Here is a 15,530-nt window from a genome sequence, read left to right as displayed (position 1 = left end):
ATAAAACGTGGGGATTTTTCTACTATCAGTTGCGCTGCTGCTTATTTTTGTAGCGCTTATTGCAAAGCCCGTAGGTATTTATATAGCGAATGTATTTTCAAACGATAAAAACACTAGCTTGATAGGAAAGATAGAAACAGTGATGTTTAAAGCAGCAGGAATTAAAGGGCTTAATCAAACGTGGAAGCAATATGCATTGGCTCTCGTGTTGGCGAATACGTTTATGATTTTTGTGGTGTACCTTATCTTCCGATTCCAAGGGGTACTGCCGCTAAACCCAAGCCACATAAAAGGAATGGATCCGGCCCTTGCTTTTAACACAGCCATTAGTTTTATGACAAATACGAACTTGCAGCACTACAGCGGTGAGTCAGGTTTGTCCTATTTCTCACAGATGGCCGCCATTGTATTTATGATGTTTGCTGCACCAGCAACAGCACTTGCAGTAGCAATCGCTTTTATTCGCGGGCTAGCAGGGAAAGAAATGGGAAACTTTTTTGTTGATTTTGTAAAATCAATTACGCGTATTTTACTTCCTATTGCTTTTATAACAGGTATTTTATTTACGTTTTTAGGTGTCCCTCAAACGTTAAGCGGAACGGTGACTGCCCATACATTAGAAGGGGCAACACAGCAAATTGCAAGGGGACCAGTTGCTTCTTTTCTTTCAATCAAAGAGCTAGGCAACAACGGAGGGGGATTTTTTGGTGTCAACTCAGCCCATCCATTTGAAAATCCCAATGCGTGGAGCAATGTGTTACAGATTGTCCTTATGCTTTTATTACCAACCGCACTTCCTTTCACATACGGAAAAATGATCGGACAGCGTAAACAAGGTCGCATCTTGTTTGTATCGATGAGTATGCTGTTTATCGTTATCTTAAGCACAGCGTTTGTAACAGAGTGGGGCGGTAACCCTAGACTTGATGCTTTTCATCTAAATGAAGCGAGCGGTTATATGGAAGGGAAAGAAGTCCGGTTTGGTGTCGGTATGTCAACGCTGTACGCCATCGTGACGACAGCAAGTGAAACAGGCGCGGTGAACGCGATGCACGATACCCTGACGCCTCTTACCGGGTTGTTAACGCTTGGAAATATGATGTTAAATACCGTATTTGGCGGTGTCGGAGCAGGATTTATGAATGTCATGATGTACGTCATCATCGCCGTATTTTTATCAGGTTTAATGGTTGGAAGAACACCAGAATACGTAGGTAAAAAAATTGAAGGAAAAGAAATGAAACTAATCGCCGTGACGCTTATCCTGCAGCCGCTGCTAATTTTAGGAGGAACAGCTGTAGCACTTACCACTCATTTAGGAATGGAAGGTATATCAAATCCAGGCTTTCACGGGTTAAGTCAGGCACTGTATGAATTTACGTCGTCAGCAGCAAACAATGGATCCGGTTTTGAAGGATTAGGTGACGCAACGCCGTTTTGGAACATTTCTACGGGAATTGTTATGTATATTGGACGTTACTTCGGACTAATTACAATGCTGGCGGTATCGAGCTCACTAGCATCCAAACAGCTTGTTCCCCAAACACCTGGGACATTTAAAACGGATACGTCTTTATTTAGCGGCATTTTAATTGGAACTACCGTTATTGTAGGAGCACTTACGTTTTTCCCAGTGCTTGTACTTGGACCGGTTGCTGAGTATTTAACACTGTAATAAAGAAAGCGGAGGATCATAATGAATAAACGGAATTTTGCAAATGATCTTGAATTGGATCACAACAGTCCCATTCAAGGTTCTGTAGATAAACAAGCTTCATCCATTTTTATTCAATCATTAAAACAGGCTTTTATCAAGCTAAGTCCAAGAACAATGATAAAAAATCCTATCATGTTCGTAGTAGAAATCGGGTTTGTTATTACACTTTTTTTAGCCGTTGTTCCAGACCTTTTCGGAGAAAGTACAGTAAGCGCAGGCTTTAATATTGCCGTATCTCTCGTGTTATTTTTCACCATTGTTTTTGCTAATTTTGCAGAAGCATTAGCAGAAGGACGAGGAAAGGCACAGGCAAACTCATTGAAGAAATCTAAAGGCGATATTACAGCTAATCAGCTTCAAAACGGGCAGATGATACAAGTTTCGGCATCGCAACTAAAAAAAGGAGACATCGTCGTCGTTTCACAAGGTGAGATGATTCCTGGAGATGGAGAAATCATTAAAGGACTGGCGTCTGTTGATGAATCGGCTATTACGGGCGAATCGGCACCTGTTATGAAAGAAGCAGGCGGGGACTTTAACTCTGTAACTGGAGGTACAAGAGTTGTCAGTGATGAAATTACAATTAAAATTACGTGTGAGCAAGGTGAATCGTTTTTAGATAAAATGATTTCGCTTGTTGAAGGAGCACAGCGTCAAAAAACACCAAATGAAATTGCGCTAAATACGGTTTTGACAAGTCTGACGATTATTTTCTTACTAGTAGTTGTGACGCTTCCTGTCTTTACAAACTACCTACACTTTAAGCTCGACACGGCCATTTTAATTTCACTGCTCGTCTGTCTCATCCCTACAACAATTGGAGGCTTATTATCGGCCATTGGAATTGCTGGGATGGACCGAGTCACGCAGTTTAACGTGATTGCTATGTCAGGAAAAGCAGTAGAAGCAGCAGGTGACATTAACACAATTATTTTAGATAAAACCGGTACCATTACGTTTGGAAACCGAATGGCTCATCAATTAACGACTGTAGAAGGCATAGACGAACGTGACCTTTACAAATGGGCGTTTGTTTCTTCTCTTTATGACGAAACACCAGAAGGGCGCTCAGTTGTTGATTTTATTCAAAATCGCATGGGAGTAGAAGATCTTAGAAAAACCGAAGGAACGTTTGTTGAATTCAAAGCGGAAACGCGAATGAGCGGCATTGACTTACAGAATGTATCTGTACGAAAAGGGGCAGTGGACGCCGTCACGGCATGGGTAGAGTCAAAGGGCGGGATGGTTCCCTCTGATTTACAGCAAAAAGCAAATGAAATTGCAGGAGCTGGTGGCACGCCGCTTGCCGTCGCCGCTGATGATAAAATTTATGGCTTGATTTATTTAAAAGACACGGTAAAACCAGGAATGAAAGAACGCTTTGATGAACTTCGTAAAATGGGCATTAAAACAGTCATGTGTACAGGAGATAATCCGTTAACCGCAGCAACCATTGCAAAAGAAGCGGGAGTAGATGAATTTATTGCGGAATGCAAGCCAGAAGACAAGATTCAAGTGATTAAATACGAACAGCAGCAAGGAAAGCTAGTTGCCATGACAGGTGACGGGACAAACGATGCCCCTGCACTTGCTCAAGCTGATGTTGGCTTAGCAATGAACAGCGGAACCTCAGCTGCTAAAGAAGCAGCAAATATGGTCGACTTGGATTCTGATCCCACTAAAATCATTGAAGTCGTTTCAATTGGAAAACAGCTATTAATGACAAGGGGTGCCTTAACTACATTCAGCATCGCAAACGATATTGCTAAGTATTTCGCGATTATTCCAGCGATGTTTACCCTGGCGATTCCGCAAATGGAGGCTCTTAACGTAATGAAGCTTCATTCACCTCTATCTGCCGTGTTGTCAGCGCTCATTTTTAATGCGGTCATTATCCCGCTTCTAATTCCCTTAGCCATGAAGGGTATTGCGTATAAGCCGATGAGTTCGAACGCCCTGCTGCGAAAAAATTTGTTCATTTACGGGTTAGGTGGAGTATTGGTTCCATTCATTGGGATTAAAGGGATTGACTTTATACTTTCATTTGTAATGTAGAGGAGAAGAAACGATGATACAAACAGAACGAACGGGAAGCATTATTGTTCGCTTAACGATTATGATGATGATACTTTGTGGTCTTATTTATCCTGTTGTGATGACAGGTATTGCTCAAACAGCTGTTCCAAGTAAAGCAAACGGCAGCCTAATCTATTCAAACAATCATCAAGTTATCGGTTCTAAGCTGGTTGGGCAGCAGTTTACAAGCAATGCATTTTTTCACGGCAGAGTCTCTAGTATTGATTATAACGGAGCAGGGTCTGGCTCGTTGAATTTAGCACCTTCAAATAAAGATCTTACGAATCGTATCGAGAAATCCGTAGCGGTTTGGAAAAAAGAAAACGAGGTACCAAAGGAAGGGATTCCAATTGATGCCGTCACGAATTCGGCTTCTGGACTCGATCCGGATATTACGCCACAAGCTGCATATGCACAAGTAGAGCGCGTGGCAAAAGCAGCCCATATTAAAACCCAGACGCTAAAAGAGCTAATCAAAAAACATACTCAGCAAGGGGCTTTTGGTGCAAAACGCGTAAATGTAGTAGAGCTAAATTTAGCTGTTCAACGAGAACGCTAATTACACGCACTCGCTTCATGCACTGAAGCGAGTGTGATAAAGGAGCCCGAACAATGAAAGAAAAAGAAGCTCATCCATACTTTCGAAGAAAAACTCCGGAAGAACTATTGCGTGAACTTCATGATCATAAGCGTGGAAAGCTTAAACTCTACATCGGTGCCGCACCGGGAGTAGGAAAGACTTATAAAATGCTTCAAGATGCCCATGACTTAGTCAAAGAAGGCGTAGATGTCGTAATTGGATATGTAGAAACACACGGCAGGAATGAGACTAAGGAAATGATCGGAAATCTAGAAGTGATCCAAAGAGAAACCGTTTTTTATAAAGGAAAAGAATTACAAGAGCTTGATTTACTGGCGATTGTAAGAAGGCGACCAAAAGTTGTCCTTATCGATGAACTCGCTCATACAAATGTACCGACAAGCCGCCATAAAAAACGTTTTGAAGATGTTTCTTACCTGCTCAACCAAGGTATTTCAGTTATGTCAGCAATGAACATTCAGCATATGGAAAGCGTACATGACCTCGTATATGCTGTTACCCAGGTAAAAGTTCGTGAAACGGTGCCGGATTTATTTATTCAGCAAGCAGATGAAATTCAGCTTGTCGACGTTACACCGGAACAGCTGCAAAAGCGTCTTCGTGAAGGCAAAATATACGAAGTCCATAAAATTGAACAAAGCCTGCAGTCTTTTTTTAAGCTAGCAAATCTCCATGCCCTTCGTGAATTAACGCTCAGAGAAATAGCGGATGAAGTGGACGGCAAGCTCATTCATTCCCATGAAATTGGTGTAACAGGTATTTGCGAACGTATTTTAGTGTGCATTCAATACAGTGAAACAGCTGAAAAACTGATTCGAAGAGGCTGGAGAATGGCGAACCGATTGAAAGCAGATTTGCTGCTGCTCCATGTTTTTAAAGGCGAGCAGACTGAGAGGCAGAAAACACAAATCAAACAGTGGCAGGCATTCGCTGACCGCTTTCACGCATCGTTAATTGTAGAAGAAGCTAAAAAGCAAAAACCAGCCGCAGTGATTGTGAACGTAGCCAAGCAGTATCGCGTTACTCAAATCTTACTAGGGCAATCAGCGAGGACAAGATGGGAAGAGATTCGAAAAGGCTCTATTGTAAATACAATTATGCGACAGACTCATGACATCGATATTCATATTGTTTCAGATTCAGCAAAACAACAAAAATAAAATGCATATATAACAAAAGGAGAATATGAGTGAATATTGCGTTCTTTTTACTTCCTAAAAAAGAAGTGGTTACCCTATCGACACGGTCAACAATCCGTCAAGCATTGGAGAAAATGGAGTATCATCGCTACTCTTCTGTACCGCTTATTAATCAAAAAGGAGAATATGTAGGGACTTTGACAGAAGGAGACTTGCTATGGAAGCTAAAAAGCCTAGAGCATATAGAACTCCATGAGCTAGAACATCTACGAATTGAAGAAGTCCCAAGGCATCGCGATTATGAAGCTATTACAATTAATGATGAAATGGAAAGTATTTTATCACGCGCGTCTGAACAAAATTTTGTGCCGGTTGTAGATGATCAAAACATTTTTATTGGACTCGTGCGGCGAAGAGAGATTATAGAGTATTGCATCTCCCAATTTTTTATACATGAAGAAGCCCCTTTAAATGTGAAGATTTAGTTAAGTTTGCGTAAAAAACATAATTTTTACATAAAAGGTAGTCTCTTTTTATATAATTAATGTTATAATAAGAGATGTAAAGACGAAACTTGCGTAATGTAAGCCTCTAACATTTGTTAGAGGTTCTTTTTTTACATAACATAAAACATTTGATTTCAGTTCTTTCTATGGTTAAGTTAGAATAAGTGTTAAAGTAAGAGGTTTCTTGCTTTTTTACATAAGAAAAGTGAGCTGTACAAAGGAGACAAAGTATATTGACTACGGAAAAAACAAAAAGCGATCAATTACGCAGCATATTCAAAACTATTATCTTCGCTATCGCTCTAGTATTTATGATTCGCGCATTTTTATTTTCTCCGTATATTGTAGAAGGCGCTTCAATGAACCCAACGCTGCATAACGGAGAGCGTTTGTTTGTGAATAAACTGTCGTATTCGCTCCATGATCTTCGCCGCGGAGATATTGTGATTATTAAAGATGAGGCTAAGAATAAGCATTATGTAAAAAGAGTAATCGGTCTGCCAGGTGAAAAAATCGAAATGAAAAAAGATCAGCTTTATATTGATGATAAAAAAGTAAGTGAACCTTATTTAAAAACCAATCGTCAAATTGCCAATAACATGGATATGGAGCTAACAGGAGATTTTGAACCCGTTCAAATACCCAAAAACGAAGTATTTGTAATGGGTGATAACCGTCTGTACAGTATGGATAGCCGCAACGGTCTAGGTCTCATTGATGAAAAACGGATTGTCGGAAAAAGCGAATTTGTATTTTACCCCGTCAAAAAAATAAGAAAAACGACGTAAAAAGAAATGCCGGCGAAGGTATTTCTTTTTTTGTGCCTATGTCTACTCGGCTTCTAGATGGGCAAGCTAAGGAAAAAAGGTGTGAATTAATTGAAGACAGCCTATGAAAAGTTATTTAAACATTTTAAATTTGTTGATGCTCTTGAGATGAAAAACCGATTAGCAATGGGACCTATCCTCACATACGCTTCACGGGAAAACGGGGAAATATCCGATATCGATCTGACTTTTTACGAAAAACGAGTAGGGGGCGTCAGTACGGTAATTATCGGCCCCGCGTTTATCACAGAAAATGGCCAAGTAGCACCTGGTCAAATCGGAATTCATCGTGATCAGGTCATACGAAAGCTTCATCAACTAACCCAAATGATTCATAGAAGAGGAGCTAAAGCGATTCTTCAACTATCGCACGGGGGAAGAAAGTGTGTAGAAATGGAAAATAAATGGGAAGCCATTAGCCCGAGTGAAAAGCCTCACAAACGTAAAGGCAAAAAGCCTGTTCAAATGACCGAGCGCGGTATAACTTATATTGTTCAAGCGTTTGGCGAAGCTACCACAAGAGCTATGGAAGCAGGGTTTGATGGAGTAGAAATTGACGGAGGAAATGAATGTTTACTGCAGCAGTTTATATCAAGGCAAGCCAATGAACGAAGTGATTCTTATGGTGGAAGCGCAGAAAACCGCTTCACTTTTGCACTTGAAGTTATTCGTGAAGTGACGCGTCGAGCAGCACATGCGGGCAAACCATTTATTGTGGGGTATACATTAGCGCCCAAAGAAAAAGGCTATTTAGGAAATAAAGTGGAAGATACATTTGAATGGATTGACCGTCTTGTTTATACAGAAATTGATTATTTACATATTAGTGCTTTGCATGAACCTACCTTAAGTAGTGAAGAAAATCGCTCACTGCTTTCTTCAATTATTAAGCACGTCAATCACCGGGTCCCTCTTGTGGGTACAGGAGGACTTACGGCAACAGAAGTAGCAGAAGCTTTTGAGCAAGGGCTGGCTTTAATTACGATTGAACAAGCATTAGTTGTACAGCCAGATTGGGTAGAAAAAGTGATAAATAGCGATGAACCCGCTTCTATGGATGTGACGTCATTAGATAAAGATGTGAGTTTGCCACCTGAAGTACTAGTTCACTGGAAAGATCTTCATAAAAACGACCGCCATTATTAAGACGGTCGTTTTTATGTTGTTGATTTAACAAGAAGAGTTTTATTTTACTGATACTATAACCAAGCAGCACGCATAGACTAAAAGAAAAACTAAAAACACAGTTGACTTCTAGGAATAGTTAGGATTACAATATAAACAACTTATTCATAAAACGGACAGCTGATCGGACATACCGAAGGCTTCTAGCAAACAACTGTTGGAGGCCTTTTTGTGCTTTCTAACAGAAGATGAAAGTGGAGGGACAACATGAAAAAGTTAATTACGTTTGCACTTATTGGCTTTTTAGCTCAGTTAATTGATGGATCACTCGGAATGGCATACGGCGTAACATCAACTACGCTACTTTTAACCTTTGGAATTGCACCAGCTGTGGCTTCGGCATCTGTTCACTTAGCAGAAGTTGTAACAACAGCAGCGTCTGGTGTTTCGCATATTAAATTCGGAAACGTAGATAAAGCGATGGTTTTAAAACTGATTATCCCTGGTTCCATCGGGGCTTTTGTAGGAGCCTGCTTTCTAAGTAATTTACCCGGAGATGCAGTAAGGCCTTACGTCTCAACATTCTTATTGCTCATAGGAGTTTATGTGTTATTTCGTTTTTTATTTACGTTTAAGACAAATGAAGAAAAGAACACTAAACCTTTATCAACGAAGCAGTCCATTCCGTTAGGATTAATCGCTGGATTTGCGGATGCTACAGGAGGAGGCGGCTGGGGGCCGATTGCAACGCCTGTATTGCTAGCTAAAAAAGGCACAACAGCACGAAAAGTCGTTGGAACCGTAGATACGAGTGAATTTGCTATTGCCGTCTCGGCTACACTTGGCTTTTTAATTTCTCTTGGCTGGGAGCAAGTAAACTGGTTCTGGGTAGGCGCCCTTATGATTGGCGGAATTATCGCGGCTCCGATTGCTGCATGGTTTGTTCGTATCATCCCGGCTCACTTGCTTGGTTCGCTTGTTGGTGGGTTTATCATTTTAACAAATGCTCGTACACTCTTAAACACATGGGTATCAAGCAGCTCAACTCAGATAGCTGTATATGCATTCATACTTATTGTATGGGCAGCAGCGATCATTTACTCACTGTTACAAGGGAAAAAATATAATCAAAATCGAAACGTAGAAGTTTCGTAATAAAAGGATGGAATAAAAATAGCTTAGTTAAAGGAAAATCTGAAGATGTTTGATTCTTGATGGAGAATCAAACATCTTCAGATTTTTTTATGGTTAGGGTGAATGTAAGTTTCATGTATGTAGTGGCTTCTAGCTGTTGATTGGAGGGCAAAGCGAAGTCTCAAAGCGGCCGCCCGCGGAAATCAACAGCGGTGTACCAAAGTAATCCGTACTAGATTATTTTTCTCATTCCCTTTTATCATCTAAATTCTGCAAAATAGATGAGCGTAGATATTTTTTTTGCGTCTTATGATACAATAGACGAGTTCATTCATGAGTGGGAATACTTTCTAACACATATAAAATTCATTGAATCGTCGAGGTGTGAAGAGTAAGTGGTCTATTTTATTTTAGTATTAGTAGCAGCTATCGAAGTAATTGTCTTATTGATTAATCGACCTGTATTTGCAAACATTCCGTATGTTCAAGTATATATTGTTCCTTTGTTAGTAGTAATTGTCATCACGATGTTGCTTTCGCGAAATCCAAAGAGATTTATGCGGTGGTTTAAACAAGGGCTTATTACGATTTCAGTCGTTGTGCTTGTATTCGTACCGGTTCTCTATGCCAAAAATCTCCCCCTGTATGGTTATAATGAAGCAAAAAAAATGCTTGCGCAAAGAGAACAGCTCTTGCTAAGTCAGTTCCAAAAAGGAAAATACGTATATCCAGCAAAAGACAGCCCTAAAAAATACCGTTATCTATTTAAAGTCAATCGTGGAAACGGCATGCTTGAATATGTATTCGACCCATACACAGGCGGTTATGAAGTTGTGACAGATGTGATAAAAAAATAAAGGTTTAGCTTATTTAAAGCTAAGCCTTTTAATATGAGAAAAATTGAAACTTTTTGAAAATCTGTGCGTATTTATTAAAGAACGTTCACAAAAAAGTCACAAAAGGAGTTGCACAATGGGAAAGTTAGAATACCGACTGCTAAAGCCTGATGATACATTTGTATCTATTTATCACTATCAATCTATTGAACTTGAACAAGTTTTAGCACGAAGAGAATGCGAATTTTTTGTTAAAGAAGGAGTAACGTATAAACAAACTTCATCTGCAGTCGAAGATGATATCCATATTATTTATGTAAAAGAACATGAACATGGACCGAAAGAGCAAGCAGAAGATGATCACAGAGAGATTATATTAGAAGTCCGCGAACTGAATTCTCTTCGAGGACATCCGATTTTATTCGTCTCTTCATTTTATACGCACTTGGACGTATTAAGTTATATCGGAACAGTTTATACCTACTATAATGGATGGGAATGGGAAAGAGACTCTGCGGAAATTGATGAAGATCGCAGCGTGTACAGTTTATATGTAACAAAAACAGGCGTAACGTATAAAGGGGGAAAGGCGTAATGTCAAAAACAAAAAAAATGATGGCCGGGGTTTTGACCACAGCTTTAATGACATCGCTCGTTGCCTGTGGTTCAACTGATCAGGCAAGACCAGCTAAACCGAAAGATAAATCGTGTGACAAGTGGAAATGGGATGAAGATACGCAAACGTACTACTGTTCAGATTCTTCTTCTTCGCACAGCGGCTCATATTATCACGGAGGCCGCTACTACGGCTCTAAAAAACAGTTGACCTCATCATCGGCCTATAAATCATTTAAATCAAGCAGCTCGTATAAATCTGGAATTGGGAGCGGCTCTAAAGGCGGTTTTGGCGGGTAATGCACAAAGAAAAGCGAGAAATGTTTTATAAAGAAATTGAAGATTTTTGGCACGATTTATACGGAACAGAGTATGCTCTTTATGACGTACATATAGAGTCTTCTTATATTATTGATTCTATTAAAGAAGCTGCAAATCAAATTGGGGCATTATTTTTTAAAACCGCACCTTTACTTCGTTCGTTAGATGATCAGACTCTTTTTTCTTTAGGATTTCCAAAAGACAGCATCCCGTACCTACGACTGAAAACGATGGAAACAGAAAGTGTGATTTCGCGCCTTGATTTTGCTGTTACGACTGATCAAATTAAGCTTTTAGAACTAAATGCGGATACGCCTACGTTCATTAAAGAATTATTTCATGTAAATGAGTTAGTCTGTCGTCATTTTCAAGTACAAAACCCTAATAAGCTTGAGGAAAAAAAGCTTGCTTTAGCATTAAAACACGCCATTTTTGAAGCTTATAACGAGCTCGATAGAACAAACTATCCAAACGTCGTTTTTTCTTCTCATCATACACATGAAGAAGATAAGCTAACGACTCTGTATTTAATGAAGCTAGCCGATGTAGATGCTACATACGTTCCATTATCGCAGCTTCGAATTGTCCCTTCCTCTACAGTGGAAGAAGGTGAACATATAGAAGCAGGCGTGTATGATCAATATGGACAAAAAATAGACGTACTTTATCGCCAAACGTATCCGCTTGAACATTTAATTGAAGATGAAGATCCGAGCACGCATGAAAAAGTCGGACACATGCTTTTAACATTGGCACAGCAAAAACAAGTAGCCATAATCAATCCGCCTTCTGCATTTTTACTGCAGTCCAAAGCCGTGCAAGCACTCATTTGGGCTTTGTATGAACAACATCATCCTTTCTTCACTAAAGAAGAGCATCACATCATTGAAACGTACTTTTTACCAACGTATTTAGAAGAAGATCCATTTATCGAAAGAAAACAAGCATTTGTGAAGAAACCATCTTTTGGTCGTGAGGGAGATACCGTGGAAATTTATAATGAAGATGGAATCAAAATAGAAGAAGATCAGCATAAGACATATCAAGAATACACGGCTGTGTATCAACAGTTTATTCCATTGCCAACTGCAACGATGAAGACTCAAACGCAAACAATAGAGGCTCATATCATGTACGGCTGCTTTTTATTAAATGGAAAAGCAAGCGCAGTAGGAATACGAGCTGGAAATCAAATTACGGATAACGAATCATACTATTTGCCGATTGGATTAAAATGAAAAGGGGAATAAAAATGACACAATGGATTGATTGGGCTAGTATAGGAAGTTTTTTATCTCACGTAGCAGTAGGGTTAGGGCTATTATTTATCGGAGTCATGGTATTTGAATTAACAACAAAATTTAATGACCGTGAACTCATAAAAAAAGGCAATGTGGCGGTCGCTTTGAAGTTATGGGGAAAAGGAATTGGGCTTGCTATTGTCATTTTTACTGTATGGAGCAACAGCTTAAATTTGGTAGATGCAACTCTTTGGGGAGTAGTAGGTATCATTACTCAAGTAGTGGCATATTGGGTTATTGAATTTATCATGACGCCTAAAACGAGCCTAGCCAAAAAAGTAGAAGAAGGAAATGTAGCGGTTGGAGTAACTCTTTTTGCAGCGTCGGTTGCCGTCGGCCTTATTGTGGCCGGAAGCTTAACATATTAAAAGAAGGCGATTCCTATTTTACGGGGAATCGCTTTTTTTATGTGCAGATTGCTCGTGTTCACTTAGTAATAATGTACGTGTATTTTCACGGTCGGCACGAACAATTTTTTGCTGTGTGTAAAGCGGAATGACAAAGAGCAAAATAAATAAAAAAACATAGCTCATTTTTGTTATCCTCCCATGTAAATTGTAAACGCCTGCTAATAGTGTGTGACAAACAATACGTAAATATAGCATATTTGATTGGATGAACTGGAAAAAATTGAGGGACGCAAAAAGAATATAATCTTACCTTCAACAAAAACTAAAAGCAGTATAGAGGCACGTCTTTTATTGAGAAAGGAGTTGAAAAAAGTGAAAAGGTGGCTCATTTTGTGCTTAATGATTATAATCGCAGCTGGATGTGGACGCCCAGATGAAACGTCTCAACCGAGCATTTTCCTTATACCAGAAGGGTACAAAGGATGGGTTATGGTCGAATATGATAAAGATAACGGAAATCCCAGCAAGACAGAAGGCGACTACACTGTATTTAAAGTAAATGACCAAGGAGTCGGGAAAACCAAAACGCTTTTAAGCGGCGGCGGCTGGGCAAGAAATAAATATTTCTATGTAAATAAAAATGGAGAGCGAAAGCAATTGAAGCAGGGGAAGATGATTCATGGAACGACTCAAGGTAACAAAAATCATACGGTAACCTACTTTTTTGTTGGCACCGCAAAAGAGTTCGACAAGGCCGGAGACTATCGAAGAAAACTTACCGAAGAAAGTTCTTCGTAAAAAAAGAAACGTTGCCTCTTCAGCAACGTTTCTTTTCTATCTTCATTTGAATGTGCAAAAGACGGTGTCTTTTAAACGTTGAATTTCGTTTAATGCTTCTTTCTGCTTATGAATTACCCAATCTGGCAATGAATGTTCAACCGACAGCTCGTCGAAACAAGCCCCGCATGTTTTAACTTCAATATAAGATTCAATATACTGAAGATGATCTAAGTTATAAGCCCAAAGTCGACGTTCAGGGCATATCGTTTCTAAGTAAAGCGGAAGCTGAAAAAAAGGATCTACTGCTTCAGAAAGTTCTAACGGCCCTTGGCTATCAGCATTGGTTACGTCTAGATAACCGCAGTGAGGACACGTGCATGAGTGCGTTGACCCGCTCAATTTTTTATCCAGTTTTACAACTCGCGCACATAGTTCGCAGTTTGGACATTTTACTAAGATAAAGTCAAGGAACTTATCTAAAAATTGTTGCTGTATTACTTGCTGATTTGTCATTTTTTGTACCTCTAACTGTCAAACTTTTTTTAGTTACGAAAATAAATAATGAAACCTACATACTATTCATAACACATGATGGGGGTTAAAACAACAAAAACCCTTTTCGACAGAAGGGTTGTGTGATATAGTATGACAAATCAGAATAAATAAAGAAAAATGGTGAGAAAAAATGAGTCAAAACGAACAATGGACATCAAAACTCGGCTTTATCTTGGCATCTGCCGGTTCCGCAATTGGAATCGGAGCCATTTGGAAACTGCCTTATGTAGCCGGAACAAGCGGAGGAGGGGCCTTCTTTTTACTGTTTATCTTGTTTACAGCAATTATTGGTTTGCCGCTTTTGCTTGCTGAATTTGTACTAGGTAGACATACACAAAAAGAAGCAATTCGTGCTTATGATGCAGTTGCTCCCGGTTCTCTATGGAAAGGAATCGGGTATTTAGGTGTGATTACATGCTTCATTTTATTATCTTTTTATAGTGTAGTAGGAGGGTGGATTTTACAATATATTTTTGCAAGCGTCACCGGTCAGCTGAATGGAGTAAGTGACTACGGGAGTTTATTTAACTCGACCATTGCTAATCCAACAAGTGCTGTTATCTCTCAATTTGTTTTTCTTCTTTTAACAATTGTTGTAGTCGCAAGAGGTATTCAAAATGGTATTGAAAAAGCAAACAAAATTTTAATGCCTGCTCTCTTTATTTTATTTATTATTATCATTATTCGTTCTTTAACATTAGACGGGGCGATGGAAGGCGTATCTTTCTTTTTGTATCCAGATTTTTCAAAGCTTACATCCCAAACCATTTTGTTTGCGATGGGACAAGCATTCTTTTCACTTAGCGTAGGCGTTTCAGTTATGGTTACGTACAGTTCGTATCTATCTAAGCAGCAAAACTTGCCAAAATCGGCTATTTCAATTTCAGCGTTAAATATTTTGATTTCCTTACTAGCAGGACTGGCAATTTTCCCTGCGGTCTTCTCAATGGGTGTAAAACCGACGGAAGGACCAGGTCTTTTATTCATTGTATTGCCTTCTATTTTTGAACAGCTTCCGTTCGGAATTGTGTTTCAAACTTTCTTTTTGGCGCTATTTTTATTTGCCACTTTGACATCTGCGTTTTCGATGTTAGAAATTATTGTTGCTTCTTTAGCCAAAGGAGAGCAGCATAAGCGTATAAAGCTATCTTGGATTTCGGGCTTGCTAATCTTCGTGGTAGGAATACCTTCAGCGCTATCGTATGGTTTATTAAGTGACGTGTCGATCTTTGGAAAAAGCATCTTTGACGCTTTCGATTTTCTTGTAAGTAATATCCTTATGCCACTAGGTGCTCTTTTAATTGCCATCTTTGTTCCTTGGAAAATGAAAAAAGATGTACTAATTGAAGAATTTAAGCACGGTTCAACGAATGTGAAGCGCTGGTTCTCTTTATGGCTTCTTGCCATTCGATACATTGCACCTGTTTTAATTATCATTGTATTTATTAATATGCTAGGCTTTATCTAACGAAAAAACGCTGTTAAAACGCTTGGTTTTAACAGCGTTTTTTTTTGAAGGAAGAGGAGGAGTATGATGCTTGATTTCTTGTATGATATGTTTGTAGGGGCAGGGGTATTTATTTTATTAATAATTCTGTTGCTAGTAGCGAGAACGTCAGGGAAACGCAAGAAATAGGCGGGTATAAT

The 15,530-nt window shown here is 39.3% G+C and carries 17 protein-coding genes; 15 read left to right on the top strand and 2 right to left on the bottom strand.

Annotated features, from left to right (window positions below; translation table 11 throughout):
- The first annotated feature begins 13 nt into the window (after positions 1–13).
- From kdpA to U9R83_RS15215, 13 genes are all read left to right on the top strand, one after another.
- A complete protein-coding gene (gene kdpA, locus U9R83_RS15275) occupies positions 14–1,675 on the top strand; it encodes a potassium-transporting ATPase subunit KdpA (RefSeq protein ID WP_182421063.1) in 1,662 nt (553 codons plus the stop codon).
- Between the two features lie 21 nt (positions 1,676–1,696).
- Positions 1,697–3,772: a potassium-transporting ATPase subunit KdpB gene (gene kdpB, locus U9R83_RS15270; RefSeq protein ID WP_014459429.1), complete on the top strand. Its 2,076-nt coding sequence runs from the start codon at positions 1,697–1,699 to the stop codon at positions 3,770–3,772.
- A gap of 13 nt (positions 3,773–3,785) precedes the next feature.
- Entirely contained in the window at positions 3,786–4,352 is a 567-nt protein-coding gene (gene kdpC, locus U9R83_RS15265) for a potassium-transporting ATPase subunit KdpC (protein WP_014459430.1), read from the top strand.
- A 53-nt stretch (positions 4,353–4,405) separates the two neighbouring features.
- Positions 4,406–5,554, top strand: a complete 1,149-nt coding sequence (kdpDN, locus tag U9R83_RS15260; protein ID WP_014459431.1) for a KdpD-like non-kinase potassium sensor — start codon at positions 4,406–4,408, stop codon at positions 5,552–5,554.
- A gap of 29 nt (positions 5,555–5,583) precedes the next feature.
- Entirely contained in the window at positions 5,584–6,018 is a 435-nt protein-coding gene (locus U9R83_RS15255; RefSeq protein WP_014459432.1) for a CBS domain-containing protein, read from the top strand.
- 254 nt (positions 6,019–6,272) lie between these two features.
- Complete coding sequence (gene lepB / locus U9R83_RS15250) at positions 6,273–6,827, top strand: signal peptidase I (protein ID WP_014459433.1); 555 nt, start codon at positions 6,273–6,275, stop codon at positions 6,825–6,827.
- A 90-nt stretch (positions 6,828–6,917) separates the two neighbouring features.
- Positions 6,918–8,012, top strand: coding sequence for an oxidoreductase (locus U9R83_RS15245; protein WP_243549494.1), 1,095 nt, complete (start codon positions 6,918–6,920; stop codon positions 8,010–8,012).
- Positions 8,013–8,258: 246 nt separating this feature from the next.
- The gene (locus tag U9R83_RS15240; protein ID WP_243549493.1) at positions 8,259–9,146 is read left to right on the top strand and encodes a sulfite exporter TauE/SafE family protein; all 888 of its coding nucleotides are present in this window, start codon (positions 8,259–8,261) and stop codon (positions 9,144–9,146) included.
- Between the two features lie 374 nt (positions 9,147–9,520).
- Complete coding sequence (locus tag U9R83_RS15235) at positions 9,521–9,982, top strand: hypothetical protein (RefSeq protein ID WP_013057717.1); 462 nt, start codon at positions 9,521–9,523, stop codon at positions 9,980–9,982.
- A 115-nt stretch (positions 9,983–10,097) separates the two neighbouring features.
- The gene (locus U9R83_RS15230) at positions 10,098–10,556 is read left to right on the top strand and encodes a hypothetical protein (RefSeq protein WP_115654282.1); all 459 of its coding nucleotides are present in this window, start codon (positions 10,098–10,100) and stop codon (positions 10,554–10,556) included.
- Positions 10,556–10,876, top strand: a complete 321-nt coding sequence (locus tag U9R83_RS15225) for a hypothetical protein (protein ID WP_013057715.1) — start codon at positions 10,556–10,558, stop codon at positions 10,874–10,876. The genes U9R83_RS15230 and U9R83_RS15225 overlap by 1 nt, the downstream gene beginning before the upstream one ends.
- The gene (locus U9R83_RS15220) at positions 10,876–12,135 is read left to right on the top strand and encodes a glutathionylspermidine synthase family protein (RefSeq protein WP_115654281.1); all 1,260 of its coding nucleotides are present in this window, start codon (positions 10,876–10,878) and stop codon (positions 12,133–12,135) included. Before U9R83_RS15225 ends, U9R83_RS15220 begins: the two co-directional genes overlap by 1 nt.
- Positions 12,136–12,149: 14 nt before the next feature.
- The gene (locus tag U9R83_RS15215) at positions 12,150–12,566 is read left to right on the top strand and encodes a DUF350 domain-containing protein (protein WP_013057713.1); all 417 of its coding nucleotides are present in this window, start codon (positions 12,150–12,152) and stop codon (positions 12,564–12,566) included.
- Positions 12,567–12,584: 18 nt separating this feature from the next.
- Here U9R83_RS15215 and U9R83_RS15210 read toward each other — a convergent pair whose 3' ends face one another.
- Positions 12,585–12,731, bottom strand: a complete 147-nt coding sequence (locus U9R83_RS15210; RefSeq protein WP_014459440.1) for a hypothetical protein — start codon at positions 12,729–12,731, stop codon at positions 12,585–12,587.
- A 189-nt stretch (positions 12,732–12,920) separates the two neighbouring features.
- On the opposite strand from U9R83_RS15210, the gene U9R83_RS15205 reads away from it, so the two are divergent.
- A complete protein-coding gene (locus U9R83_RS15205; protein WP_014459441.1) occupies positions 12,921–13,346 on the top strand; it encodes a DUF6843 domain-containing protein in 426 nt (141 codons plus the stop codon).
- A gap of 42 nt (positions 13,347–13,388) precedes the next feature.
- Here the strand turns inward: U9R83_RS15205 and U9R83_RS15200 are convergent, their stop codons facing one another.
- On the bottom strand, positions 13,389–13,841 hold the full coding sequence (locus tag U9R83_RS15200; protein ID WP_013057711.1) for a hypothetical protein: 453 nt from the start codon (positions 13,839–13,841) through the stop codon (positions 13,389–13,391).
- Positions 13,842–14,013: 172 nt separating this feature from the next.
- Here U9R83_RS15200 and U9R83_RS15195 point away from each other — a divergent pair, with 172 nt between their 5' ends.
- Positions 14,014–15,351, top strand: coding sequence for a sodium-dependent transporter (locus tag U9R83_RS15195; RefSeq protein WP_014459442.1), 1,338 nt, complete (start codon positions 14,014–14,016; stop codon positions 15,349–15,351).
- The last annotated feature ends 179 nt before the right edge of the window (positions 15,352–15,530 follow it).

The sequence above is a fragment of the Priestia sp. LL-8 genome, assembly GCF_036227845.1.
In the GTDB taxonomy this organism is placed as follows: Bacteria; Bacillota; Bacilli; order Bacillales; family Bacillaceae_H; genus Priestia; species Priestia zanthoxyli.
The sequence above is the reverse complement of the archived record's forward strand: the minus strand, read 5'-3'. Positions and strand labels throughout refer to the sequence as shown.

Coding starts and splice junctions, on each gene's coding strand:
- kdpDN (WP_014459431.1), top strand. CDS start 4,406: ATGAAAGAAAAAGAAGCTCATCCATACTTTCGAAGAAAAACTCCGGAA.
- U9R83_RS15195 (WP_014459442.1), top strand. CDS start 14,014: ATGAGTCAAAACGAACAATGGACATCAAAACTCGGCTTTATCTTGGCA.
- kdpC (WP_014459430.1), top strand. CDS start 3,786: ATGATACAAACAGAACGAACGGGAAGCATTATTGTTCGCTTAACGATT.
- U9R83_RS15225 (WP_013057715.1), top strand. CDS start 10,556: ATGTCAAAAACAAAAAAAATGATGGCCGGGGTTTTGACCACAGCTTTA.
- kdpB (WP_014459429.1), top strand. CDS start 1,697: ATGAATAAACGGAATTTTGCAAATGATCTTGAATTGGATCACAACAGT.
- U9R83_RS15210 (WP_014459440.1), bottom strand. CDS start 12,731: ATGAGCTATGTTTTTTTATTTATTTTGCTCTTTGTCATTCCGCTTTAC.
- U9R83_RS15240 (WP_243549493.1), top strand. CDS start 8,259: ATGAAAAAGTTAATTACGTTTGCACTTATTGGCTTTTTAGCTCAGTTA.
- U9R83_RS15200 (WP_013057711.1), bottom strand. CDS start 13,841: ATGACAAATCAGCAAGTAATACAGCAACAATTTTTAGATAAGTTCCTT.
- U9R83_RS15230 (WP_115654282.1), top strand. CDS start 10,098: ATGGGAAAGTTAGAATACCGACTGCTAAAGCCTGATGATACATTTGTA.
- U9R83_RS15215 (WP_013057713.1), top strand. CDS start 12,150: ATGACACAATGGATTGATTGGGCTAGTATAGGAAGTTTTTTATCTCAC.
- U9R83_RS15220 (WP_115654281.1), top strand. CDS start 10,876: ATGCACAAAGAAAAGCGAGAAATGTTTTATAAAGAAATTGAAGATTTT.